The sequence below is a fragment of the Kushneria phyllosphaerae genome, from assembly GCF_900312995.1.
GTDB lineage: Bacteria > Pseudomonadota > Gammaproteobacteria > Pseudomonadales > Halomonadaceae > Kushneria > Kushneria phyllosphaerae.
The window spans coordinates 47,686-65,580 of the sequence record NZ_ONZI01000002.1; the positions used below are offsets into that span (position 1 = coordinate 47,686).

A 17,895-nucleotide genomic window follows, 5' to 3' on the forward strand; every position below is an offset into this window, starting at 1 on the left:
GAAAACGCCGGCCCGAGGCCGGCGTTTTCAAAAGGTGCATCACACTCTGGACGCACTGACCTTCGCGTGGCCCTTGCGGGGTCGCACCCTGCCAAGCGCGCGAGAGATCGCGGGGATGCGCAACAGCATCAAGACAATACCGGCCAGCGCATAGCCACTCCACTGGGTCATGTCGGCGCGCACCACCCAGAAAAAGTGCAAAAGCACCAGTATCAGCGCGATATAAACCAGTCGATGCAAAAACTTCCAGCGTTTGCCGAGGCGCTTCATCGAATATTGGTTGGAGGTCACCGCCAACGCCAGCAGCATTAAAAGCGCGGCAAATCCGACAATAATATAGGGCCTGCGCTGTAGATCCTCACCCAGTGCCGAGAAATCAAGGCCGAGAATGAACAGCAGATAGCTGGTCAGATGCAAAACGCCGTAGCTGAAGGTCCATAGCCCCATTTGCCGACGAATAAGCGCAAATCCCTTCCAGCGGGTCAGCTTCATCAGCGGTGTCAGACTCAGCGTCAACAGCAGCAGTATCAGCGCACACTGACCGAAATTGAGCAGCAGATATTGACCGGGTTCCGGGCCCGCCTGCCCCATCGCTACCTGTCCGGCCCACCAGAGAAAAGGCAGCAGCGCTGCCACAAATACCGCACATCGCCAGAGTCGCATTAAAAGTACTTCCGCAGGTCCATGCCTTTATAGAGCGACGCCACCTCGTCTCCATAGCCGTTGAACATTTGCGTATCGATCATGTTGGTACTGAACAGGCTATTGGGCAGACGACGCTCGCGCGCCTGACTCCAGCGAGGATGATTCACATCCGGATTCACGTTGGAGTAAAAGCCGTATTCATTGGCATTGATGGTCGGCCAGGCCGTGGGCGGTTGCTCCTTGACCAGCGAGATGCGCACGATTGACTTGATGCTTTTGAAACCATATTTCCAAGGCACCACCAGGCGCACGGGTGCACCATTTTGATTGGGCAACACACGCCCGTACATGCCCACGCTCAAAAGCGTCAGCGGGTGCATGGCTTCATCCATGCGCAGCCCTTCCTGATAGGGCCAGTTGATGAGCCCGAAGCGTGAGCGTTGCCCCGGCATCTCCTCCGGTCGCATCAACGTCTGAAAGCGCACATATTTCGCATCGCTGGTGGGCTCGACACGCTTGAGAAGGGCAGACAGCGGCACGCCCATCCATGGAATGACCATCGACCAGGCCTCGACACAGCGCAGACGATAGATACGTTCTTCAAGCTGTTGTTCACCCAGCAGCTGGTTGACGTCCAGCGTACCGGGTTTGGCCACTTCCCCATCAATCTCGATGGTCCAGGGCTCGGTGGTCATCTCGCTCGCGTGCTTGTAGGGATCATCCTTGCCGGTGCCAAATTCGAAGAAATTATTGTAGTGCGTGGCATCATTGAAGGGGGTGAGCTTGTCGTTTTCCCCTGCCGTCACTGCCTTCCATTTCGTCTTATCAAGACGCGAGGCAAACCATTCGGGACGAGTGCCCTGCTCGACCTCGTCATATTGAGAGGCCGCCCAGGCGCTGCGCGGCAGCGCTGCTGCCATGCCAAGGCCTGCCACCCCGGCCATGAAATGGCGGCGCGCATGATAGACCGATTCTGATGTGACCTCGTTTTCACCAATGTAGTGAGGCTTTCGTGTCTTGATCAGCATGGCATCCTCTACTTGACGATCGTTATGGTTACTGACCGTTACATCAGGGAATAGTTTCAGGCATCCAGACAGGATATGCCACTACCGGATACACCCTTCCCGTATACAACCTTTTCCGTATACAACAACGCCCGGCAGTGCCGGGCGTAACAGGTGATTCGTGACAGGTGTTTGACCTTGATAACTCAGGACACCCTTTCACCATGTGCCTGCTTGTCGGCATGATAGCTTGAACGCACCAGAGGACCTGACGCGACATGCTTGAAGCCCAGCTCTCGGCCCTTTTCGGCAAACCATGCGAAGGTGTCGGGGTGCACCCAGCGGTCGACCGGCAGGTGATTGCGCGACGGCTGCATGTACTGACCCAGGGTCAGCATGTCGACATTGTGGGCACGAAGATCACGCATGACCTCAACCACTTCTTCGTCGGTTTCGCCGACACCCAGCATCAGACCTGACTTGGTCATCACTTCCGGGCGGACTTCCTTGTAGCGCTTGAGAAGATCGAGCGACCACTGGTAGTCGGCACCCGGGCGGACGCGACGATACATTGATGGCACCGTTTCAAGGTTGTGATTGAACACATCCGGCGGCTCCTGGCGCATGATATCGATCGCCTTGTCCATGCGCCCACGGAAGTCAGGGACCAGCACCTCGATTTCAAGATCGGGACTGCGCTTTCTGATCTCTTCAATGCAGTTATTAAAGTGCTGGGCGCCCCCGTCACGCAGATCATCACGATCCACGGAGGTGATCACGACATACTTCAGACGCATCTCTGCGATGGCTTCTGCCAGTTCGCGCGGCTCGTCTTCATTGAGCGCGTTGGGGCGGCCGTGTGCCACGTCACAGAAGGGACAGCGGCGCGTGCAGATATCGCCCATGATCATGAACGTTGCCGTACCGCCATTGAAGCACTCGCCAAGATTGGGGCAGGACGCCTCTTCGCAGACCGTGACCAGCTTGTGACGGCGCAGGGTTTCCTTGATGCGGGTCACCTCTTTCGAGATGGGCATGCGCACCTTGAGCCAGCTCGGCTTGGTCGGCAGGGTCTCGGTCGGAATGACCTTGACCGGAATACGGGAAACCTTGTCGGCGCCGCGCAGCTTGACGCCTTTTTCGGCCCGTTGTTTAGGGGTGGTAGCAGTCGTCTCGGTCATCAGTTTGATCCTGTTACTCGAGAAATGTGGGTCAGCACCCCGGGTGCGCTCACCATCTCCTGAAGCTCGGGGTTGCCGAGTTCAGCGGCAAAGGCTCCGAGCAATCCTTGTGCTTCACGCGCCATGTCCGGTGGTTGCGACAAAAGATCGCGAAGCTGTGTCATTCTGAGCCCTGCGTAACCGCAGGGGTTGATATGGTCAAAGGGAGCAAGGTCCATATCGATATTGAAGGCAATGCCGTGAAAGCTGCTGCCTCGACGAATACGCAGCCCGAGTGAGGCAATCTTGGCCCCGTCGACATAGACACCCGGCGCATCCGGTTTCGAACCGGCGTGGATACCGTGTTCGCCTAGCACACGAATGACGGCATTTTCGAGGGCATTGACCATGGCACGCACCCCGATGCGTCGCCTTTTGACATCGATCAGCGGGTACATGATCAGCTGACCGGGCCCATGATAGGTGACCTGTCCACCGCGGTCACTTTGTACCAGCGGAATATCGCTGGAACTCAGCAAATGTTCAGGCTTGCCGGCACGTCCCTGAGTAAAAACGGGGAAATGCTCTACCAGCCAGATCTGATCCCGGGTCGTTGAATCCCGCTCATCGGTAAAGCGACGCATCGCCTCCCAGATGGTGGTGTATTCACATACGCCCAGACGATATACGCCAATGGGCTGATCATCCAGGCTTGTATCACTCATCAATCCTACCTCTGGGAGCGCCGGCAACAACGCCTGTCAGTTGCTGGAGATCAAAGCACCATCTGAACACGGCCGGTCGCCTTGAGCGCCACGAACAGGTCGTTGAGCTGTTCTTCGCCGGTGGCGTAGATGGTGACATGCAGAGAACGGTACTTGCCGTTGCGGCTATCGCGATGCGTCACTTTCGAACGGTCAAACGCCGGCGAAAAGCGCTCCACGATATCGAGCATGTCACGATCAAATTCGACATCGTTGTTTCCCACGATCTTGATGGCGTAATCACAGGGAAACTCGATTTTGGGCGCCTCCTGCGTCTTGTTGGCATCACCAGGAGACGACAGAATAGCGGCAGGCTTTTGGGATGAAGGCCTGGACATGATAAACCTCTTGATCATTGCAGGCTGAACGTTCGCCCGATTACCTGACATTTTACTTAAAAAGGGGGGATTCGTCAGCCGAATCCCCCCTCATGGTCATGACTCAGTCCAATTTTCAGCCTTTAGAACAGACCCTGAACAAACTTCAGAAGACCATCCCAGAGACGCTTGAACAAGCCACCCTGCTCGATGCTTTCCAGCGCGACCAGCGGCTGCTCGTCGATGACCTCATCGTTTTGCACGATCTGAACGGTACCGTACTGCTGGCCAGCCTCGATGGGCGCCTGCAGGTCGCCGTTGATATTGATGCGATTGGACAGCCCGCCTTCATCCTGCTTGGAAGCCGTCAGATAGACATCGTTGGCCACACCGAAGGCGCCTTCATCCTGCGTGCCCCCCCAGACGCGCGCACGTGTGAGCTCCTGCCCGGCGTCATAGACCTTCTGGGTCTGGAAGTATCGAAAGCCATAGCTCAGAAGCTTCTGGGTTTCCTGCGAGCGGGCCTCTTCCGAGTTGGTTCCCATGACCGCGGCAATCAGGCGGGTATCGCTTTGCTGCGCGGAGGCCACCAGGCAGTAGCCTGCCTCATCGGTATGGCCGGTTTTCAGACCATCCACTGTCTTGTCACGCCACAGCAGCAGATTGCGATTGGGCTGCTTGATGCCGTTCCAGGTGAAATACTTTTCGGCATACAGTGAATAGTGATCGGGAAAATCATTGATGATATGGCGAGCAATGATGGCCATGTCATGCGCCGACGAGTAGTGCTCGGGGTCCGGCAGACCGGTCGGGTTCATGAAATGCGTGTTCTGCAGGCCCATCTGGCGGACATGCTCGTTCATCAGGTCGGCAAACGAGGACTGGCTCCCGGCGATATGCTCTGCCATGGCCACCGTGGCATCGTTGCCCGACTGCACCACGATGCCCTGCATCAGGTCCTTGACCGGCACATTGCTGTTCACCTTGACGAACATGCGCGAGCCGCCGGTCTGCCAGGCCTCCTTGCTGATGCGAACTTCATCGGTCGGCAACATGTTGCCGCTTTCGATTTCGCTTTCGGCGATGTAGGCGGTCATCATCTTGGTCAGACTGGCCGGCGGAACACGCTCGTCGGCATCATGATCGACCAGTACACGGCCGGATTTGGCGTCCATCAACACCCACGATTTTGCGGCAAGCGCGGGCGGCGAAGGAATAAAGCTGGAAGGTGACGGACCATCGGATGCCATCGCGGGCGCCGCCGTCAGCGTCAGTGCCAGTGAGGAAAACGCGACAAGGTGGCGCCAGCGGCATACGTTTACTGCAAAAAGGGTCATATTGCCTTTCTCTGTTTGCTTGTATTCAGTCCGAGCCAGTTACCCGATGTAGCTGGTCATAGCCTGCTTCATGCAGTTCGGACCTGACTGATTCCACCATGATCGGATCATCGAGCGGGCCCACCTGTACCCGATGCATGGCGGCATGTCGTGTTACCCGAACCGGTCTTGAAAGACGCGTTTCGAGCTTGTCCCTGAGCGCCTGAGCGCTCGCATCCGATCCCAGGGCAGCGACCTGCAGATACACGGCGCTCCCCTGATCGCTGCTGCCGGGCACAGGCGTGGAGGTCTCCCCTGAAGAAAGATCAGCTTCCCTGCGGGCAGGTGTCTGCGCTCTTGACGCTCCCGGAGAAGCCTCGCTGCGCGCTGCAACCTGTTGATTATTGTTATGTCGGGCCTGCCATTGACGCGGATCGATGGCGGTCACCCGCACTCTGGCCGTGCCATCGCCGAGCATATCCAGTCGAGACGCCGCTGCATAGGAGAGATCAATCAAACGATCGTCATGAAACGGCCCGCGATCGTTGACTCGAACAATGACAGAGCGGTCATTGGCCAGGTTGGTCACACGCGCAAAGGTGGGCAACGGCAGAGTGCGGTGCGCCGCCGACATGGTGTACATGTCATATTGCTCGCCATTGGCCGTATCGTAGCCCTGAAATTTTTGCCCATAGAAGGACGCGCGCCCCGTCTGACTATATCCCTCGCTCGAAGAGAGCACGTGGTAGCGCTTGCCCAGCACCTGATAGGTGGACTGATTGCCGCTGCGGGACAGCGGCTCTACCTGCGGCACGGCATCGGGCACTTTGGAGACATCGGTGTGACGGTCAGGATAGGCATCCCGGGACAGGGCATATCGCCCGCCCGCCCCGCCACTGCCGCTGGCACAGCCTCCCAAAAGCGTGGCCATGACAATCAGCACGGCCAGACGTCCGGCACTTTCGGGCAACAAGGCTTTCAAGGACGACACGCTAACTCTCCTGCTGAAGCGCCGCCTGAATCTGCTCGGCCAGTGTCGTGACGGCCATGGCATAAAGATGGCTATGGTTGTAGCGCGTAATGACGTAGAAATTATGCAGCCCCAACAGGTAGTCGTTGTGGCCATCGGCATAATCCAGCGCCAATGGAATCACGTCCTGGTCACCGGAAATGGCAATGTCTGGCGTAATCCCCTGTGCTTCGAGGTCGGCCACGCGCATATAGGGCGGCTTTGCCTGATTGAAGTCGACGTCTGCGGGTTTTTCCGCCCCTTTCAGATGTGCCGCCACCGTCAGCGGCTGCCCCGAGCGCCAGCCATGCTCGGCGAAATAATTGGCTACGCTGCCGATGGCATCCACCGGCTCCTTCCACAGGTCCTTGATGCCATCATTGTCGAAATCGACCGCATAGGCCTGGTAGCTGCTGGGCATGAACTGTGGCAACCCCATGGCTCCGGCATAGGAGCCCTTGAGCTCCATCGGGTCGAGCCCCTGCTCACTGGTCAGGGTCAGGAAGGCTTCCAGCTCACGACCGAAGAAATCACTGCGCGGCGGGTAATCAAAGGCCAGCGTGGTCAGGGCATCAATCACACGATAGCTGCCGGTATGGCGGCCGTACCAGGTTTCCACACCGATAATGGCGGCGATGATCTCTCGCGGCACGCCATATTCCTGCTCGGCACGGGCCATGGCGTCACGATGGGCACGGATAAATTCGACCCCGCCGGCCACGCGCTCGGGCTTGATGAAGATGTTGCGATACTGATCCCAGCGCAGATGGTGCTCGGCGGGTTTTGAAATCGCATCGATGATCTTTTGCTGACGACTGGCCGCTGCAAGCGTTGTGGTCAGTTCCCGCCGATCAAGCCCGGACTGCGCCAGCCTGTCGACCATGGCGCGCGCCTGGTCATTGGTGCTCGGGTCATACTCACCGGCTGCATTGACCAGCGGCGAAACCGCCAGCAACATTGCCATGGCCCAGCGCCATCTCCTGCCTGAATGACATCGATCCGACTTCATCCTGTCTCTCTCTAGCGTGGCGTGGTCTTGTGATGGGTAAAAACGGCCATCAGCATACCGAAGCCGGCCATCAGGGTCACGCTGGCCGTTCCGCCATAGCTGATCAGCGGCAAGGGCACGCCCACAACCGGCAGCACACCGCTGACCATACCGACGTTGACAAACACATAGACAAAAAAGGTCAGGATCAGGCTGCCGCCCAGCAATCGGCCAAAGGTGTCATGTGCCTGATTGGCCATGTAAAGACCACGCCATATCAACAGCAGATAGCAGCTCATCAATACGGCCATGCCAATCAGCCCGAACTCTTCACCCAGCACCGCCACGATAAAATCGGTATGACGCTCGGGCAGAAATTCGAGCTGCGACTGCGTGCCCTGCATCCAGCCCTTGCCATGGATACCTCCCGAGCCGATGGCCGTCTTGGACTGAATAATGTTCCAGCCGGCACCCAACGGATCGCTTTCCGGATTCAAAAAGGTCAGTACCCGCTGTCGCTGGTATTGATGCATGTTGAACCACAAAAGTGGCATGGCAGCGATGCCCAGCCCACCACACACGGCAATAAAGCGCCAGGAAAGCCCCGCCAGCAGAATCACGAAAACGGCAGAGGCCGTCACCAGCATGGAAGTGCCCAGGTCGGGCTGACTGGCAATCAGCGCCACCGGAACGCCCATTAATAACAAACAGACCAGCAGATCCAGCCACCCGGGCGGTAGCACTCGCCGCGACAGATAGGCAGCAATGGTCATCGGCATGGCAAGCTTCATGAGCTCGGAGGGCTGAAAGCGGATGAGGCCGGGGATGGTGAGCCAGCGCTGAGCGCCCATGGCATGGGTGCCGATCACATCCACGGCCACCAGCATCAGGGTGACCACAACGTAGAAAAACCAGGCAAAGCGCTGCATGGTGCGTGGTGAGAACTGCGCGATCAGCAGCATGATCAAAAAGGCGGCGCCGAACCGCAGCGCCTGAGCTTCCACCAGATAGGTGGATTCCCCGCCAGCACTGTAGAGCACGATCAAACCGCCGGTAACGATGGTGAGCAGCGCCAGCAAAAGCCAGGGATCAAGATGCAGGGTGCGCCAGCTCAGACGCTGGTACTGCCGACGGCTGCGGCGGTAAACCCGCTGCCAGTAGTCGATCATCATCGTCAGTCTCCCGTCGCGATATGCTGAGCGGTACTTTCATTTTGCCGGACATGACGCTGCGCTTCCTCGCTGGGCTTCATGCTCGGCAGTATCCAGGCATCGAGCATTTCGCGCGCAATGGGGGCAGCCACCCTGCTGCCACCGCCGCCGTTTTCAATGATGACCGCCACCGCGATTTTGGGGTCATCTACCGGCGCAAACGCCGTAAACAGGGCATGGTCATGCAAACGTTCTTCAAGTTCGGAGGCGTTGTACTTTTCCTTTTGACCCAGCGTAAAGACCTGCGCTGTGCCTGACTTGCCGGCCATGCGATATTGAAGATTACGCCCTGATGCGCGACCCGAGCCTTCACTGCCACTCATGACATTTTCCATGGCGTCATGGATCAGATCCCACCAGTGCGGGTTATCCAGCTTGATGTCATCAGGGGTATCCTTGAAAGGCGGTGCGATCTTTTGGTCGCCGACCTGCATGGCCAGATGAGGACGCACCCATTTGCCATTGTTGGCCATGACGGCCACTGCAGTGGCCATCTGCAGGGGCGTGGCCAGCCAGTAGCCCTGCCCGATACCCACCGACAGGGTTTCACCCGGATACCAGACCTGGTTGTAACGACCACGCTTCCAGTCGCGACTGGGCATCAGGCCACTGCCCGCCCCCCAGACATCCAGACTGTGATCTTCACCAAATCCATACTTGTGCATGAAATCGGAGAGCCGGTCGATGCCCATGCGGTGGGCAAGTGTGAAGAAATAGGTGTCATTGGAAACCGTAATGGCGCGTTTCATGTCAACCCGCCCATGGCCCCAGCGCAACCAGTTGCGATAGCGTCTGGAGTCGTTGGGCAGCTGGTAATAGCCCGGGTCATAAACCGTATCGGAAGGCTGAATCAGGCCATATTCAAGGCCAGCTGAGGCCATATAGGGCTTGACCGTCGAGGCCGGCGGATACTGCCCGCGAGAGGCCCGGTTATACAGCGGCATATCTACATCATCACGAAGTGCGGCGTAGGATTTCGTGTCGATGCCGGTCACGAACTTGTTATTGTCAAACCCGGGCTCTGACACCATGGCAAGGATAGCGCCGGTGGCAGGCTCAATGGCAACAATGGCCCCACGCTTGCCCTTCAAAAGATCATGCCCCAGCTTTTGCAGCCTGGAATCCAGCGTCAGCGTCAGGTTCTTGCCCGGCTGCGGGGGCGTTCGATCGATCTCGCGCAGCGCGCGGCCACGGGCATTGGTTTCGACCCGCTTCACCCCGGCATGACCATGGAGCTCGTCTTCATAAAACCGTTCGATACCGGTCTTGCCAATAAAATGCGTTCCGGCGTAATTGCTGGTATCGATGCGCTGCTGATCTTCCTGACTGATGCGCCCGACATAGCCCAGCACATGCGACATCCACTCCCCGTCCGGATAGTAGCGGATGAGCTGAGCCTCAACCTCTACCCCGGGAAGGCGATACCGATTGACCGCGATTTTGGCAATCTGATCTTCATTGAGATCGCTGAGCAGCAGCGCCGGCTCGTAGGAACGAAGTCGCTCACGCGAGCGCTGCGTCAGCACATCATGCTGATCCTCGGGAAGACCCAGAATAGTGATCAGGCGGTCTATGGTCTGGCCGACATCGCCGGCCTGCTCGCGCACCAGAGTGAGGTTATAGGTGGGCCGGTTTTCGGCCAGCACCTTGTGGTTGCGATCAAAGATCAGGCCGCGGTTGGGCGGCAGCGGTTCAACGCGCATGCGGTTTTTATCCGAGCGCGTAATGAAGATGTCGTGTTGAACAACCTGCAGCCATACCATGCGCCCGATCAGGCCGGAAAACATGATAAGCACCAGCAACGCCGCCAGAATGCTGCGGCGTCGAAAGATGCGTGCCTGTTGTTCGGAATCCTTAAGCGTGGCGCGACGTGGGCGCATTGAGAAGATTGCCCAAAAACGATAAACGGATAAGTCGCCCAACGGGCGCAAAACGATACACGCTCAGACTCCGCTAGCGATGATAGGGATGCCCTGTCATCAGGGTCCAGCCACGATAAAGCTGCTCGGCCAGCAATACGCGTACCAGCGGATGAGGCAGCGTCAACGGCGACAGGGACCAGCGAAGGTCGGCACGTGCCAGGCAGCGTTGATCAAGGCCGTCCGGCCCGCCAATCAGCAGTGACACATCACTACCGGACATCTGCCACTCGCCCATGCGCTCGGAGAGCGCCGGCGTCGACCATGGCTTGCCTTCGACATCGAGCGCTACGACGAGTTCACTGTCCCTGATTTTTGACAGCAGGCGATCCCCTTCAACGCGTATTGCCCTGGCAGGATCAGCGCTTTTCTGACGCGGGCCGGGTGACAGCTCCACAATTTCAAGCGCCATTTCCCGTGGCAGGCGTTTGCGGTACTCCTCAACGCCCTGCGTGACCCAGCCCGGCATTCGCGTGCCGACAGCAAGCATTCTCAACTTCAAGAGTGGTGCTCACCGACGGCTTCATGGCGCCCCAGATCATTGGGCAGCTCGCTCCAGAGTCTTTCCAGATCATAGAGTCTGCGGGCCTCGGGCATCATGACATGGACCACCACATCGCCCAGGTCTACCAGCACCCAGTCGCTGCCGGCCTCACCTTCGATGCCCAGCGGGCGAACGCCTTCATTCTTGGCGCGCTCTACAACATTGTTGGCCAGTGCCTTGACGTGTCGGCTGGAAGTACCGCTGGCCACCACCATGACATCGGTCACGCTGGTCAGTCTGGAAACATCGAGCTCGGCGATATCACGCCCCTTGAGCTCTTCCAGGGCGTCAACCACCAGAGATGAAAGTACTGTCTGCATAGCTCCTCGGAGATAAATGGTTCAGAGCGCATTGTACCGCTGTCAGGCGCAGGCACCATAGACATTTGACGCTTTTGGCCTTTACAAACCTCACTCTGACGTTTCGAGATAAAGTTCGTGGCGAGCGATAAAGGCCTCAACAGCCGGTGGCATCAGATATCGCACGCTGCGCCCTGCGGCCAGCGCCTGTCGAATGGCCGTCGCGGAAATGGCCATGGCCGTCGTCTGATTGTAATCCAGCACCCGGCCACAGGGCTCAGCCATGAGAGCATCAATGCTGTCGACACGGCGTGCCTCGACCAGCGCCTCAAGCGCCGGGCACTGCACTTCATCACTTTCCGGGCGTCCGATGACCAGGATGTGGGCATGATCAAAAAGCGCCTCGGGCTCGTGCCATTCATGCAGCTTCAAAAAGGCATCACGCCCCAGCACCATGAGAAGGCACGCCTGATCACCGTACTGCTCGCGCAGCGACCGGAGCGTATCCAGTGACCAGGACGGTCCATCGCGGTGAATCTCGCGATCATCCGCCACCAGCCCCGGAGTATCCGCCAGCGCCAGCTTCAGCATGCTCAGGCGATCCTCGGAGCTGACCCCCGGCGCACTGCGATGCGGCGGCAGATGCGCCGGCACCATATGGACGATATCCAGCGACAGTGCTTCCCGAAGCTCAACGGCCGCGCGCAGATGCGCGATATGAACCGGATTGAAGGTGCCACCAAACATGGCGACACGGGCATTACGTTCTGACATGACCATCGCCCAGCACGATATATTTACGCGTGGTCAGTCCCTCGAGCCCGACCGGACCTCTGACGTGCAGCTTGTCGGTAGAAATACCGATTTCGGCCCCCAGGCCATACTGCGCGCCATCGGCAAAACAGGTCGGCGCATTGACCATGACAGAGCTTGAGTCCACTTCCAGCATGAAACGCTGAGTATGTCCAAAGTGGTCACTGACAATGGCATCGGTGTGATGAGAGCCGTAGTGATTGATGTGCTCAATGGCAGCATCCATGTCTTCCACGATCCGAACAGACAACTCCGGCCCCAGGTATTCGGTCCACCAGTCTTCTTCGGTGGCAGGTTCAACCTCGGCCAGTGCCTGCACCCTGTCACAGCCACGCACCGTAACGCCGGCGTCCTGAAACTTCGCGATCATGGCCGGCACAAAGGCCTGTGCGATCTCCTGATCCACCAGCAGCGTCTCCATGGCACCGCAGATGCCATAGCGAAAGCACTTGGCATTGAAGGCGATATCAAAGGCCATATCGAGCGAGGCATGGCGGTCCACAAAGACATGACAAAGGCCTTCCAGATGCTTGATGACCGGAATACTGGCTTCCTCGGAGATACGCTTGATCAGTGACTTTCCGCCGCGCGGAATGATCACGTCCACATACTCGCGTGCCGTGATCAACGCGCCCACCGCATTGCGATCGGTGGTCTCGATCAGCTGCACGGCGTGGCCCGGCAATCCGGCACTTTCAAGGCCTGACGCAATACAGCGAGCAATGGCACAGTTGGATTCAAAGGCCTCCGATCCGCCGCGCAGGATGGCGGCGTTACCGGCCTTGAGACACAGTGCGGCGGCATCGACCGTCACATTGGGGCGAGACTCATAGATGATCCCGATCACACCGAGCGGCGTGCGCATGCGGCCGATGCGCAGCCCATTGTCCTGGGTACGTAGATCATCGATGCCGCCCACCGGGTCCGGCAGCGAGGCGACGGTTTCAAGCCCGGAGATCATGGCATCGATGCGTGAAGGGGTGAGAAGCAGGCGATCCATCAGCGCCTCTGACAGACCTTCTGCCCTGCCCCGTGCCATATCGCGAGCGTTGGCGTCCAAAAGCGTGTCGCGGTGATGCGAAAGCTCCAGAGCCATGGCGGCCAGCGCGGCATTTCGCTGGCCGGTAGTACTGCGGCGCAGCAGCCCGGACGCCTGACGCGCCTGCTGGCCCAGCAGTGCCACGTGCGCGGCGATATCGATATCCCTTGTTTGCACCTCAGACGTCATCTGCGCTGTTCTCCTGTGTCCCAAATGCGCGGCCGCGCGTGTCTATCGTCAACTCCTGTCGCTATCGGAGTGCACAGCGGCTGACTATACTGGCCGACGATTTTACGTTTGCCTATCCGATACTTATGAATCACTACTATAAGCCAGTTGCCGGCAGCAGTAAAAACCGCGCCGGGCAAGGCAAGCCACTGTGTGGAGTCGCTTTTGATGCACCCCGTTGCCCTGATTGATCAGTGGGCCCATAACCCGACGGTTTTGATTTTGATCGTGGGTATTGTCGCCCTGCTTGAATCGCTGGCACTGATCGGTCTGGTCATGCCAGGCGTTGTCATGCTGACAGCCGCTGCATCACTGGCAGGCCACGATCAGGTCTCCATCATTATTTTAATGGTGAGTGCCTTTATTGGTGCCGTGCTGGGCGATGGCGCCAGCTACTGGCTCGGTCGCACTCAGCGTGATCGCCTTCGTGGCTGGTGGCCGTTCAACCGCTACCCGCAGTGGGTCGACCAGGGAGAGCGCTTTTTCACTCGCCATGGCGCTCTTTCGGTGGCGTTTGGACGCTTTGTCGGGCCGGTGCGCCCCATCATTCCCATGGTGGCCGGCATGATGTACATGTCTCCAGCACGTTTTTTGACCGTCAATGTGATCTCGGCGTTGCTCTGGGCGCCAGCGTATCTATTGCCCGGTTACTACCTGGGGCGCAGCTGGCAGCGGCTGGTACATCTGCCGGCCGGGACAGAACAGTGGCTATCGGTCTTGATGCTCATGTTCGTCGTGCTCGGTTTTGCCCTGTCATGGCTGCGTCGTCGCATGGATCGTGACAGCCGGTTCTATCGCGGCCTGTTGATGCGAGCACGGCGTCACAGCGCGACGCGACGACTGTGGCTGAGCCTTCGTCAGCGAAAAATCGGCGGTGAAATTCCACTGGCCTCTATCGTGCTGCTGCTGGCAGGCATTGTTGCCTTTATTGGCTGGACGTGGCTGGTTGCCGGCCTTCAGCAGCCGCTTGCAATGGATGTCGCGGCGCGAAGTTTCTTTTCACGGCCTGATAACATGGCATTGATGCGAGCCTCAACGCTGCTGGATCGTATCGGTGATGCCATAGGCATCAGTGCCATGCTGCTGCCCTGGCTTGTATGGCTTTTATGGCGAAAACGTCTGGCGGCCCTGATTCACTGGGGCGGGGCACTGGCCCTGCTGGCGTTCAGCAACACGGCCCTCAAACAATGGATTGGACGTGCCAGACCGGACACTCCAGAACATTTGATCGGCTCGTTTTCCTACCCGAGTGCCCACGCCTCGACAGCGGTTGTCTTCTGGGGATTGAGTGCTGCGTTTATTGCCGAAGGGCTTTCAAGTCGCGCGCGACGATGGCCGTACTGGGTCGCCATCGTGGCGGCAAGCGTCGTGGCCCTGTCACGCCTGACCTTTGGTGTGCACTGGCTCAGTGATCTCATTGGCGGTGCGCTATTGGGGCTGATCGTCTGTGGGGCTACCCGCATCAGCTACCACTTTTTTGCCCATCGCTATCTGGCAGGCGCCGTCCATCGCCGCCAGCTGGTACTGCTGACGCTGGCTTCCGTCGTGCTGGTGATCGCGCGCATCGTGTGGCTGCCCGCCTTCTGATTGGTCTTCCCGCCCCTGCTGCTGCATCAACACCAACGGGACCATCTTCCACCGGAAGATGGTTCCGCCAACCTCTCAGCCATCGATGTCGGCCGTTTGCCCGTAACGCTGCTCAAGGGCATTCAACAAGCGCTCATGGACGTTATCAAAGCCGCCGTTGCTCATGATGACAATTCGATCTTCCGGACGCGCCTGTTCCACCAGTGCCTCAATCAGCTGCTCGGTGGTGGTCATGACATGGGCCGGCACCGGGCAGGCCTGCGCCACCTCTAGCACGGACCATCCCAGGGCCGCCGGTTGATACCAGTAGACCTCATCGGCGCTGGCAACGCTGTCCGGCAGGCGGGCCTTCATGGTGCCAAGCTTCATGGTATTGGAGCGTGGCTCAATGACGGCAATCAGTCGCCCGCGGGGCGTCACTGCCCTGAGTCCTTCCAGCGTCATGGCAATCGCTGTCGGGTGGTGGGCAAAATCGTCGATCACCTGAATGTCATTGACGCTGCCGCGCAGCTCCTGACGCCGGCGCGGAGACGCAAACGTGGCCAGTGCCGCAGCGGACTGCTCAAGCGTGACACCAACAGCACTGGCGGCAGCCATTGCTGCCAGTGCATTGCGCCGGTTGTGTTCACCGCTCATGGCCCAGCGCACCACTACTTCACCCTCTGGCGCCCTGACGACAAACTGCTGATCATCAACGCCATCTCCAAGCTGCCACTGCGCCTGATCCGTGCGCCCAAAGCGGGCGATCGGTGACCATGCCCCCATGTCGAGCACCCGAGACAGTGCCGGCTCATTGTCCGCCACCACCAGCTGTCCATTGCCTGGCACCAGCCGCACCAGATGATGAAACTGTCGCTCGATGGCCGCCAGGTCAGTGAAGATATCGGCGTGATCGAACTCCAGATTATTGAGCACGGCCACTTCCGGCAGGTAGTGAACGAACTTGGAGCGCTTGTCGAAAAAGGCCGTATCGTACTCATCGGCCTCGATCACGAAGACATCGCCGGACGAGCCGGCACGCGCTGAAACGCCCAGATTACGCGGGATGCCACCAATCAGAAAACCCGGTGCCAGCCCGGCCTGCTCAAGGATCCACGCCAGCATGCTGGCCGTGGTGGTCTTGCCGTGCGTCCCGGCCACTGCCAGTACGCGGCGCTCGCGCAGCACGTTATCGGCCAGCCACTGAGGCCCTGAGGTGTAAGGGATGCGCTGATTGAGAACGGCCTCGACCTCGACGTTACCGCGAGACATCGCGTTGCCGATGATCACCAGATCGGGGCGGGGATCGAGATTGGCCTCATCAAAACCGTGCCCGGCATCGATACCGTGCGCCGCAAGCTGTGTGCTCATCGGGGGATAGACCCCCTTGTCCGACCCGGTCACCCGATGCCCGAGTTCACGTGCCAGCAGCGCCAGGCTGCCCATGAAAGTGCCACAGATGCCGAGAATATGAATATGCATGAAAAATAGGGCTCTCCGTCAAAAGCCGGATCAGCCTAGCATGGCCCGTGAATCGACGTCAGGCTCCGGTTCACCTGCAATTGATGCATCTCTGACTGGATCAGGCCTGCAGGTAATGGATATGATCGCCCCACGGGCGATGCCCGATGCCGGCCATCGATCCGCTGATCGACCAACAGCAGCGCTGCCCACAAGAGGCGCGCCACGTTGCCGAGAGACAGCTCGGTCAGCACTCACGGCGTTGGCCGACCTTCATTCATAAGAAGCAGGAAGCTCATGACCTCCAGTAACGCCTTTTACGCACAATCAGGTGGTGTGACGGCCGTGATCAATGCCAGTGCCTGCGGCGTCATTCAGACATGCCGCAAGTACAGCGACCGCATTGGCACCCTCTATGCCGGACACAATGGCATCATCGGCGCATTGACCGAGGACCTGATTGATACCAGCCTGGAAAGTGACGAGGCCATCGCAGCACTGAGACATACTCCGGGCGGCGCCTTCGGCTCCTGTCGTTACAAGCTCAAGGATATCGAGACCCATCGCAGTCAGTACGAGCGTCTCATTGAAGTCTTCAAGGCACATGATATTCGTTATTTCTTCTACAACGGTGGCGGTGACAGTGCCGACACCTGCCTGAAGATCTCGCGTCTTTCCGAACAGATGGGGTATCCCCTGCAGGCCATTCATGTGGCCAAGACCGTTGATAACGATCTGCCGATTACCGATAACTCTCCCGGTTTTGGCTCGGTCGCCAAGTACATTGCCACCTCGACGCGTGAAGCGGCGCTGGACATTGCCTCGATGTGCTCAACGTCCACCAAGGTGTTCATTCTGGAATCCATGGGACGTCACGCCGGCTGGATCGCCGCCGCCGGCGCACTGGCCAGTGAAACCAACGATGGCCCGCCGCACATGATCCTGCTGCCGGAAGTGCCCTTTGACCGCCAGCGCGTGATGAACCATATCGACGCGGCGGTCAAAAAGCATGGCTACTGCGTGGTTGTTGTCTCTGAAGGCGCCCGCTATGAAGACGGCACCTTTTTGGCCGATGCCGGCAACACCGACGCCTTTGGCCACCGCCAGCTCGGCGGTGTTGCACCGACACTGGCCGGCATGGTCAAGCAGGACCTGGGCTACAAGTATCACTGGGCCGTGGCCGACTACCTGCAGCGCGCCGCGCGTCATCTGGCTTCCGCCGTCGATGTCGAGCAGGCCTACGCCGTGGGCCAGCGCGCCGTTGAATGCGCCCTTGAAGGCAAAAATGCCGTGATGCCCGCCATTCAGCGTGACAGTGAAGATCCGTACAGCTGGTCGATCATTGATGCGCCGCTGGAGCAGGTCGCCAACCAGGAAAAATTCATGCCGGCGGAATACATCCGTGAAGATGGCTTTGGCATCAATGATGCCGGCCGACGTTATCTTCGCCCTTTGATTCAGGGTGAAGATTTCCCGCCGTTTGAAAACGGTCTGCCGAAGGTGGCCAGCCTGCGGCTGGAGCGTATCGCCAAAAAGCTGCCTGAATATCACCTTTAAGGCCAGCGCCTGACGCTACGGTGTTAACACCGATGGCAACAAAAACCCCCGG

General features: G+C 58.8%; 17 protein-coding genes. 2 read left to right on the top strand and 15 right to left on the bottom strand.

Annotated elements, in window-relative coordinates:
- Window positions 1-39: 39 nt before the first annotated feature.
- The 14 genes from msrQ to KSP9073_RS06150 form a co-directional block, all read right to left on the bottom strand.
- Window positions 40-663 (bottom strand): protein-methionine-sulfoxide reductase heme-binding subunit MsrQ, encoded by a 624-nt coding sequence (gene msrQ, locus KSP9073_RS06085; protein WP_108842101.1) that lies wholly within the window; start codon window positions 661-663, stop codon window positions 40-42.
- Window positions 663-1,673, bottom strand: coding sequence for a protein-methionine-sulfoxide reductase catalytic subunit MsrP (msrP, locus tag KSP9073_RS06090; protein ID WP_108842102.1), 1,011 nt, complete (start codon window positions 1,671-1,673; stop codon window positions 663-665). Before msrP ends, msrQ begins: the two co-directional genes overlap by 1 nt.
- Window positions 1,674-1,858: 185 nt before the next feature.
- On the bottom strand, window positions 1,859-2,833 hold the full coding sequence (gene lipA, locus KSP9073_RS06095; protein ID WP_108842103.1) for a lipoyl synthase: 975 nt from the start codon (window positions 2,831-2,833) through the stop codon (window positions 1,859-1,861).
- A complete protein-coding gene (lipB, locus tag KSP9073_RS06100) occupies window positions 2,833-3,537 on the bottom strand; it encodes a lipoyl(octanoyl) transferase LipB (protein WP_108842104.1) in 705 nt (234 codons plus the stop codon). The genes lipA and lipB overlap by 1 nt, the downstream gene beginning before the upstream one ends.
- Before the next feature lie 50 nt (window positions 3,538-3,587).
- On the bottom strand, window positions 3,588-3,914 hold the full coding sequence (locus KSP9073_RS06105; RefSeq protein ID WP_108842105.1) for an HP0495 family protein: 327 nt from the start codon (window positions 3,912-3,914) through the stop codon (window positions 3,588-3,590).
- A 122-nt stretch (window positions 3,915-4,036) separates the two neighbouring features.
- A complete protein-coding gene (locus tag KSP9073_RS06110) occupies window positions 4,037-5,230 on the bottom strand; it encodes a D-alanyl-D-alanine carboxypeptidase family protein (protein ID WP_108842106.1) in 1,194 nt (397 codons plus the stop codon).
- A 25-nt stretch (window positions 5,231-5,255) separates the two neighbouring features.
- A complete protein-coding gene (locus KSP9073_RS06115; RefSeq protein WP_243409140.1) occupies window positions 5,256-6,200 on the bottom strand; it encodes a septal ring lytic transglycosylase RlpA family protein in 945 nt (314 codons plus the stop codon).
- A 1-nt stretch (window position 6,201) separates the two neighbouring features.
- Complete coding sequence (mltB, locus tag KSP9073_RS06120) at window positions 6,202-7,182, bottom strand: lytic murein transglycosylase B (RefSeq protein ID WP_243409141.1); 981 nt, start codon at window positions 7,180-7,182, stop codon at window positions 6,202-6,204.
- A 56-nt stretch (window positions 7,183-7,238) separates the two neighbouring features.
- Window positions 7,239-8,375 carry a rod shape-determining protein RodA gene (gene rodA, locus KSP9073_RS06125; RefSeq protein ID WP_108842776.1) on the bottom strand — a complete coding sequence of 379 codons (1,137 nt, stop codon included), beginning with the start codon at window positions 8,373-8,375 and terminating at the stop codon, window positions 7,239-7,241.
- Window positions 8,376-8,380: 5 nt separating this feature from the next.
- Complete coding sequence (mrdA, locus tag KSP9073_RS06130; protein ID WP_108842109.1) at window positions 8,381-10,297, bottom strand: penicillin-binding protein 2; 1,917 nt, start codon at window positions 10,295-10,297, stop codon at window positions 8,381-8,383.
- 73 nt (window positions 10,298-10,370) lie between these two features.
- Window positions 10,371-10,838 (bottom strand): 23S rRNA (pseudouridine(1915)-N(3))-methyltransferase RlmH, encoded by a 468-nt coding sequence (gene rlmH / locus KSP9073_RS06135; RefSeq protein WP_108842110.1) that lies wholly within the window; start codon window positions 10,836-10,838, stop codon window positions 10,371-10,373.
- Complete coding sequence (gene rsfS / locus KSP9073_RS06140) at window positions 10,835-11,200, bottom strand: ribosome silencing factor (protein WP_108842111.1); 366 nt, start codon at window positions 11,198-11,200, stop codon at window positions 10,835-10,837. Before rsfS ends, rlmH begins: the two co-directional genes overlap by 4 nt.
- Before the next feature lie 90 nt (window positions 11,201-11,290).
- A complete protein-coding gene (gene nadD / locus KSP9073_RS06145) occupies window positions 11,291-11,953 on the bottom strand; it encodes a nicotinate-nucleotide adenylyltransferase (protein ID WP_341476548.1) in 663 nt (220 codons plus the stop codon).
- Window positions 11,940-13,220: a glutamate-5-semialdehyde dehydrogenase gene (locus KSP9073_RS06150; RefSeq protein ID WP_108842113.1), complete on the bottom strand. Its 1,281-nt coding sequence runs from the start codon at window positions 13,218-13,220 to the stop codon at window positions 11,940-11,942. The genes nadD and KSP9073_RS06150 overlap by 14 nt, the downstream gene beginning before the upstream one ends.
- A gap of 207 nt (window positions 13,221-13,427) precedes the next feature.
- On the opposite strand from KSP9073_RS06150, the gene KSP9073_RS06155 reads away from it, so the two are divergent.
- A complete protein-coding gene (locus KSP9073_RS06155) occupies window positions 13,428-14,846 on the top strand; it encodes a bifunctional DedA family/phosphatase PAP2 family protein (protein ID WP_108842777.1) in 1,419 nt (472 codons plus the stop codon).
- A gap of 75 nt (window positions 14,847-14,921) precedes the next feature.
- Here the strand turns inward: KSP9073_RS06155 and mpl are convergent, their stop codons facing one another.
- Window positions 14,922-16,307, bottom strand: coding sequence for a UDP-N-acetylmuramate:L-alanyl-gamma-D-glutamyl-meso-diaminopimelate ligase (mpl, locus tag KSP9073_RS06160; RefSeq protein WP_108842114.1), 1,386 nt, complete (start codon window positions 16,305-16,307; stop codon window positions 14,922-14,924).
- Between the two features lie 276 nt (window positions 16,308-16,583).
- Between mpl and KSP9073_RS06165 the strand changes: the two genes are divergently transcribed.
- Window positions 16,584-17,843 carry a 6-phosphofructokinase gene (locus KSP9073_RS06165; protein ID WP_108842115.1) on the top strand — a complete coding sequence of 420 codons (1,260 nt, stop codon included), beginning with the start codon at window positions 16,584-16,586 and terminating at the stop codon, window positions 17,841-17,843.
- The last annotated feature ends 52 nt before the right edge of the window (window positions 17,844-17,895 follow it).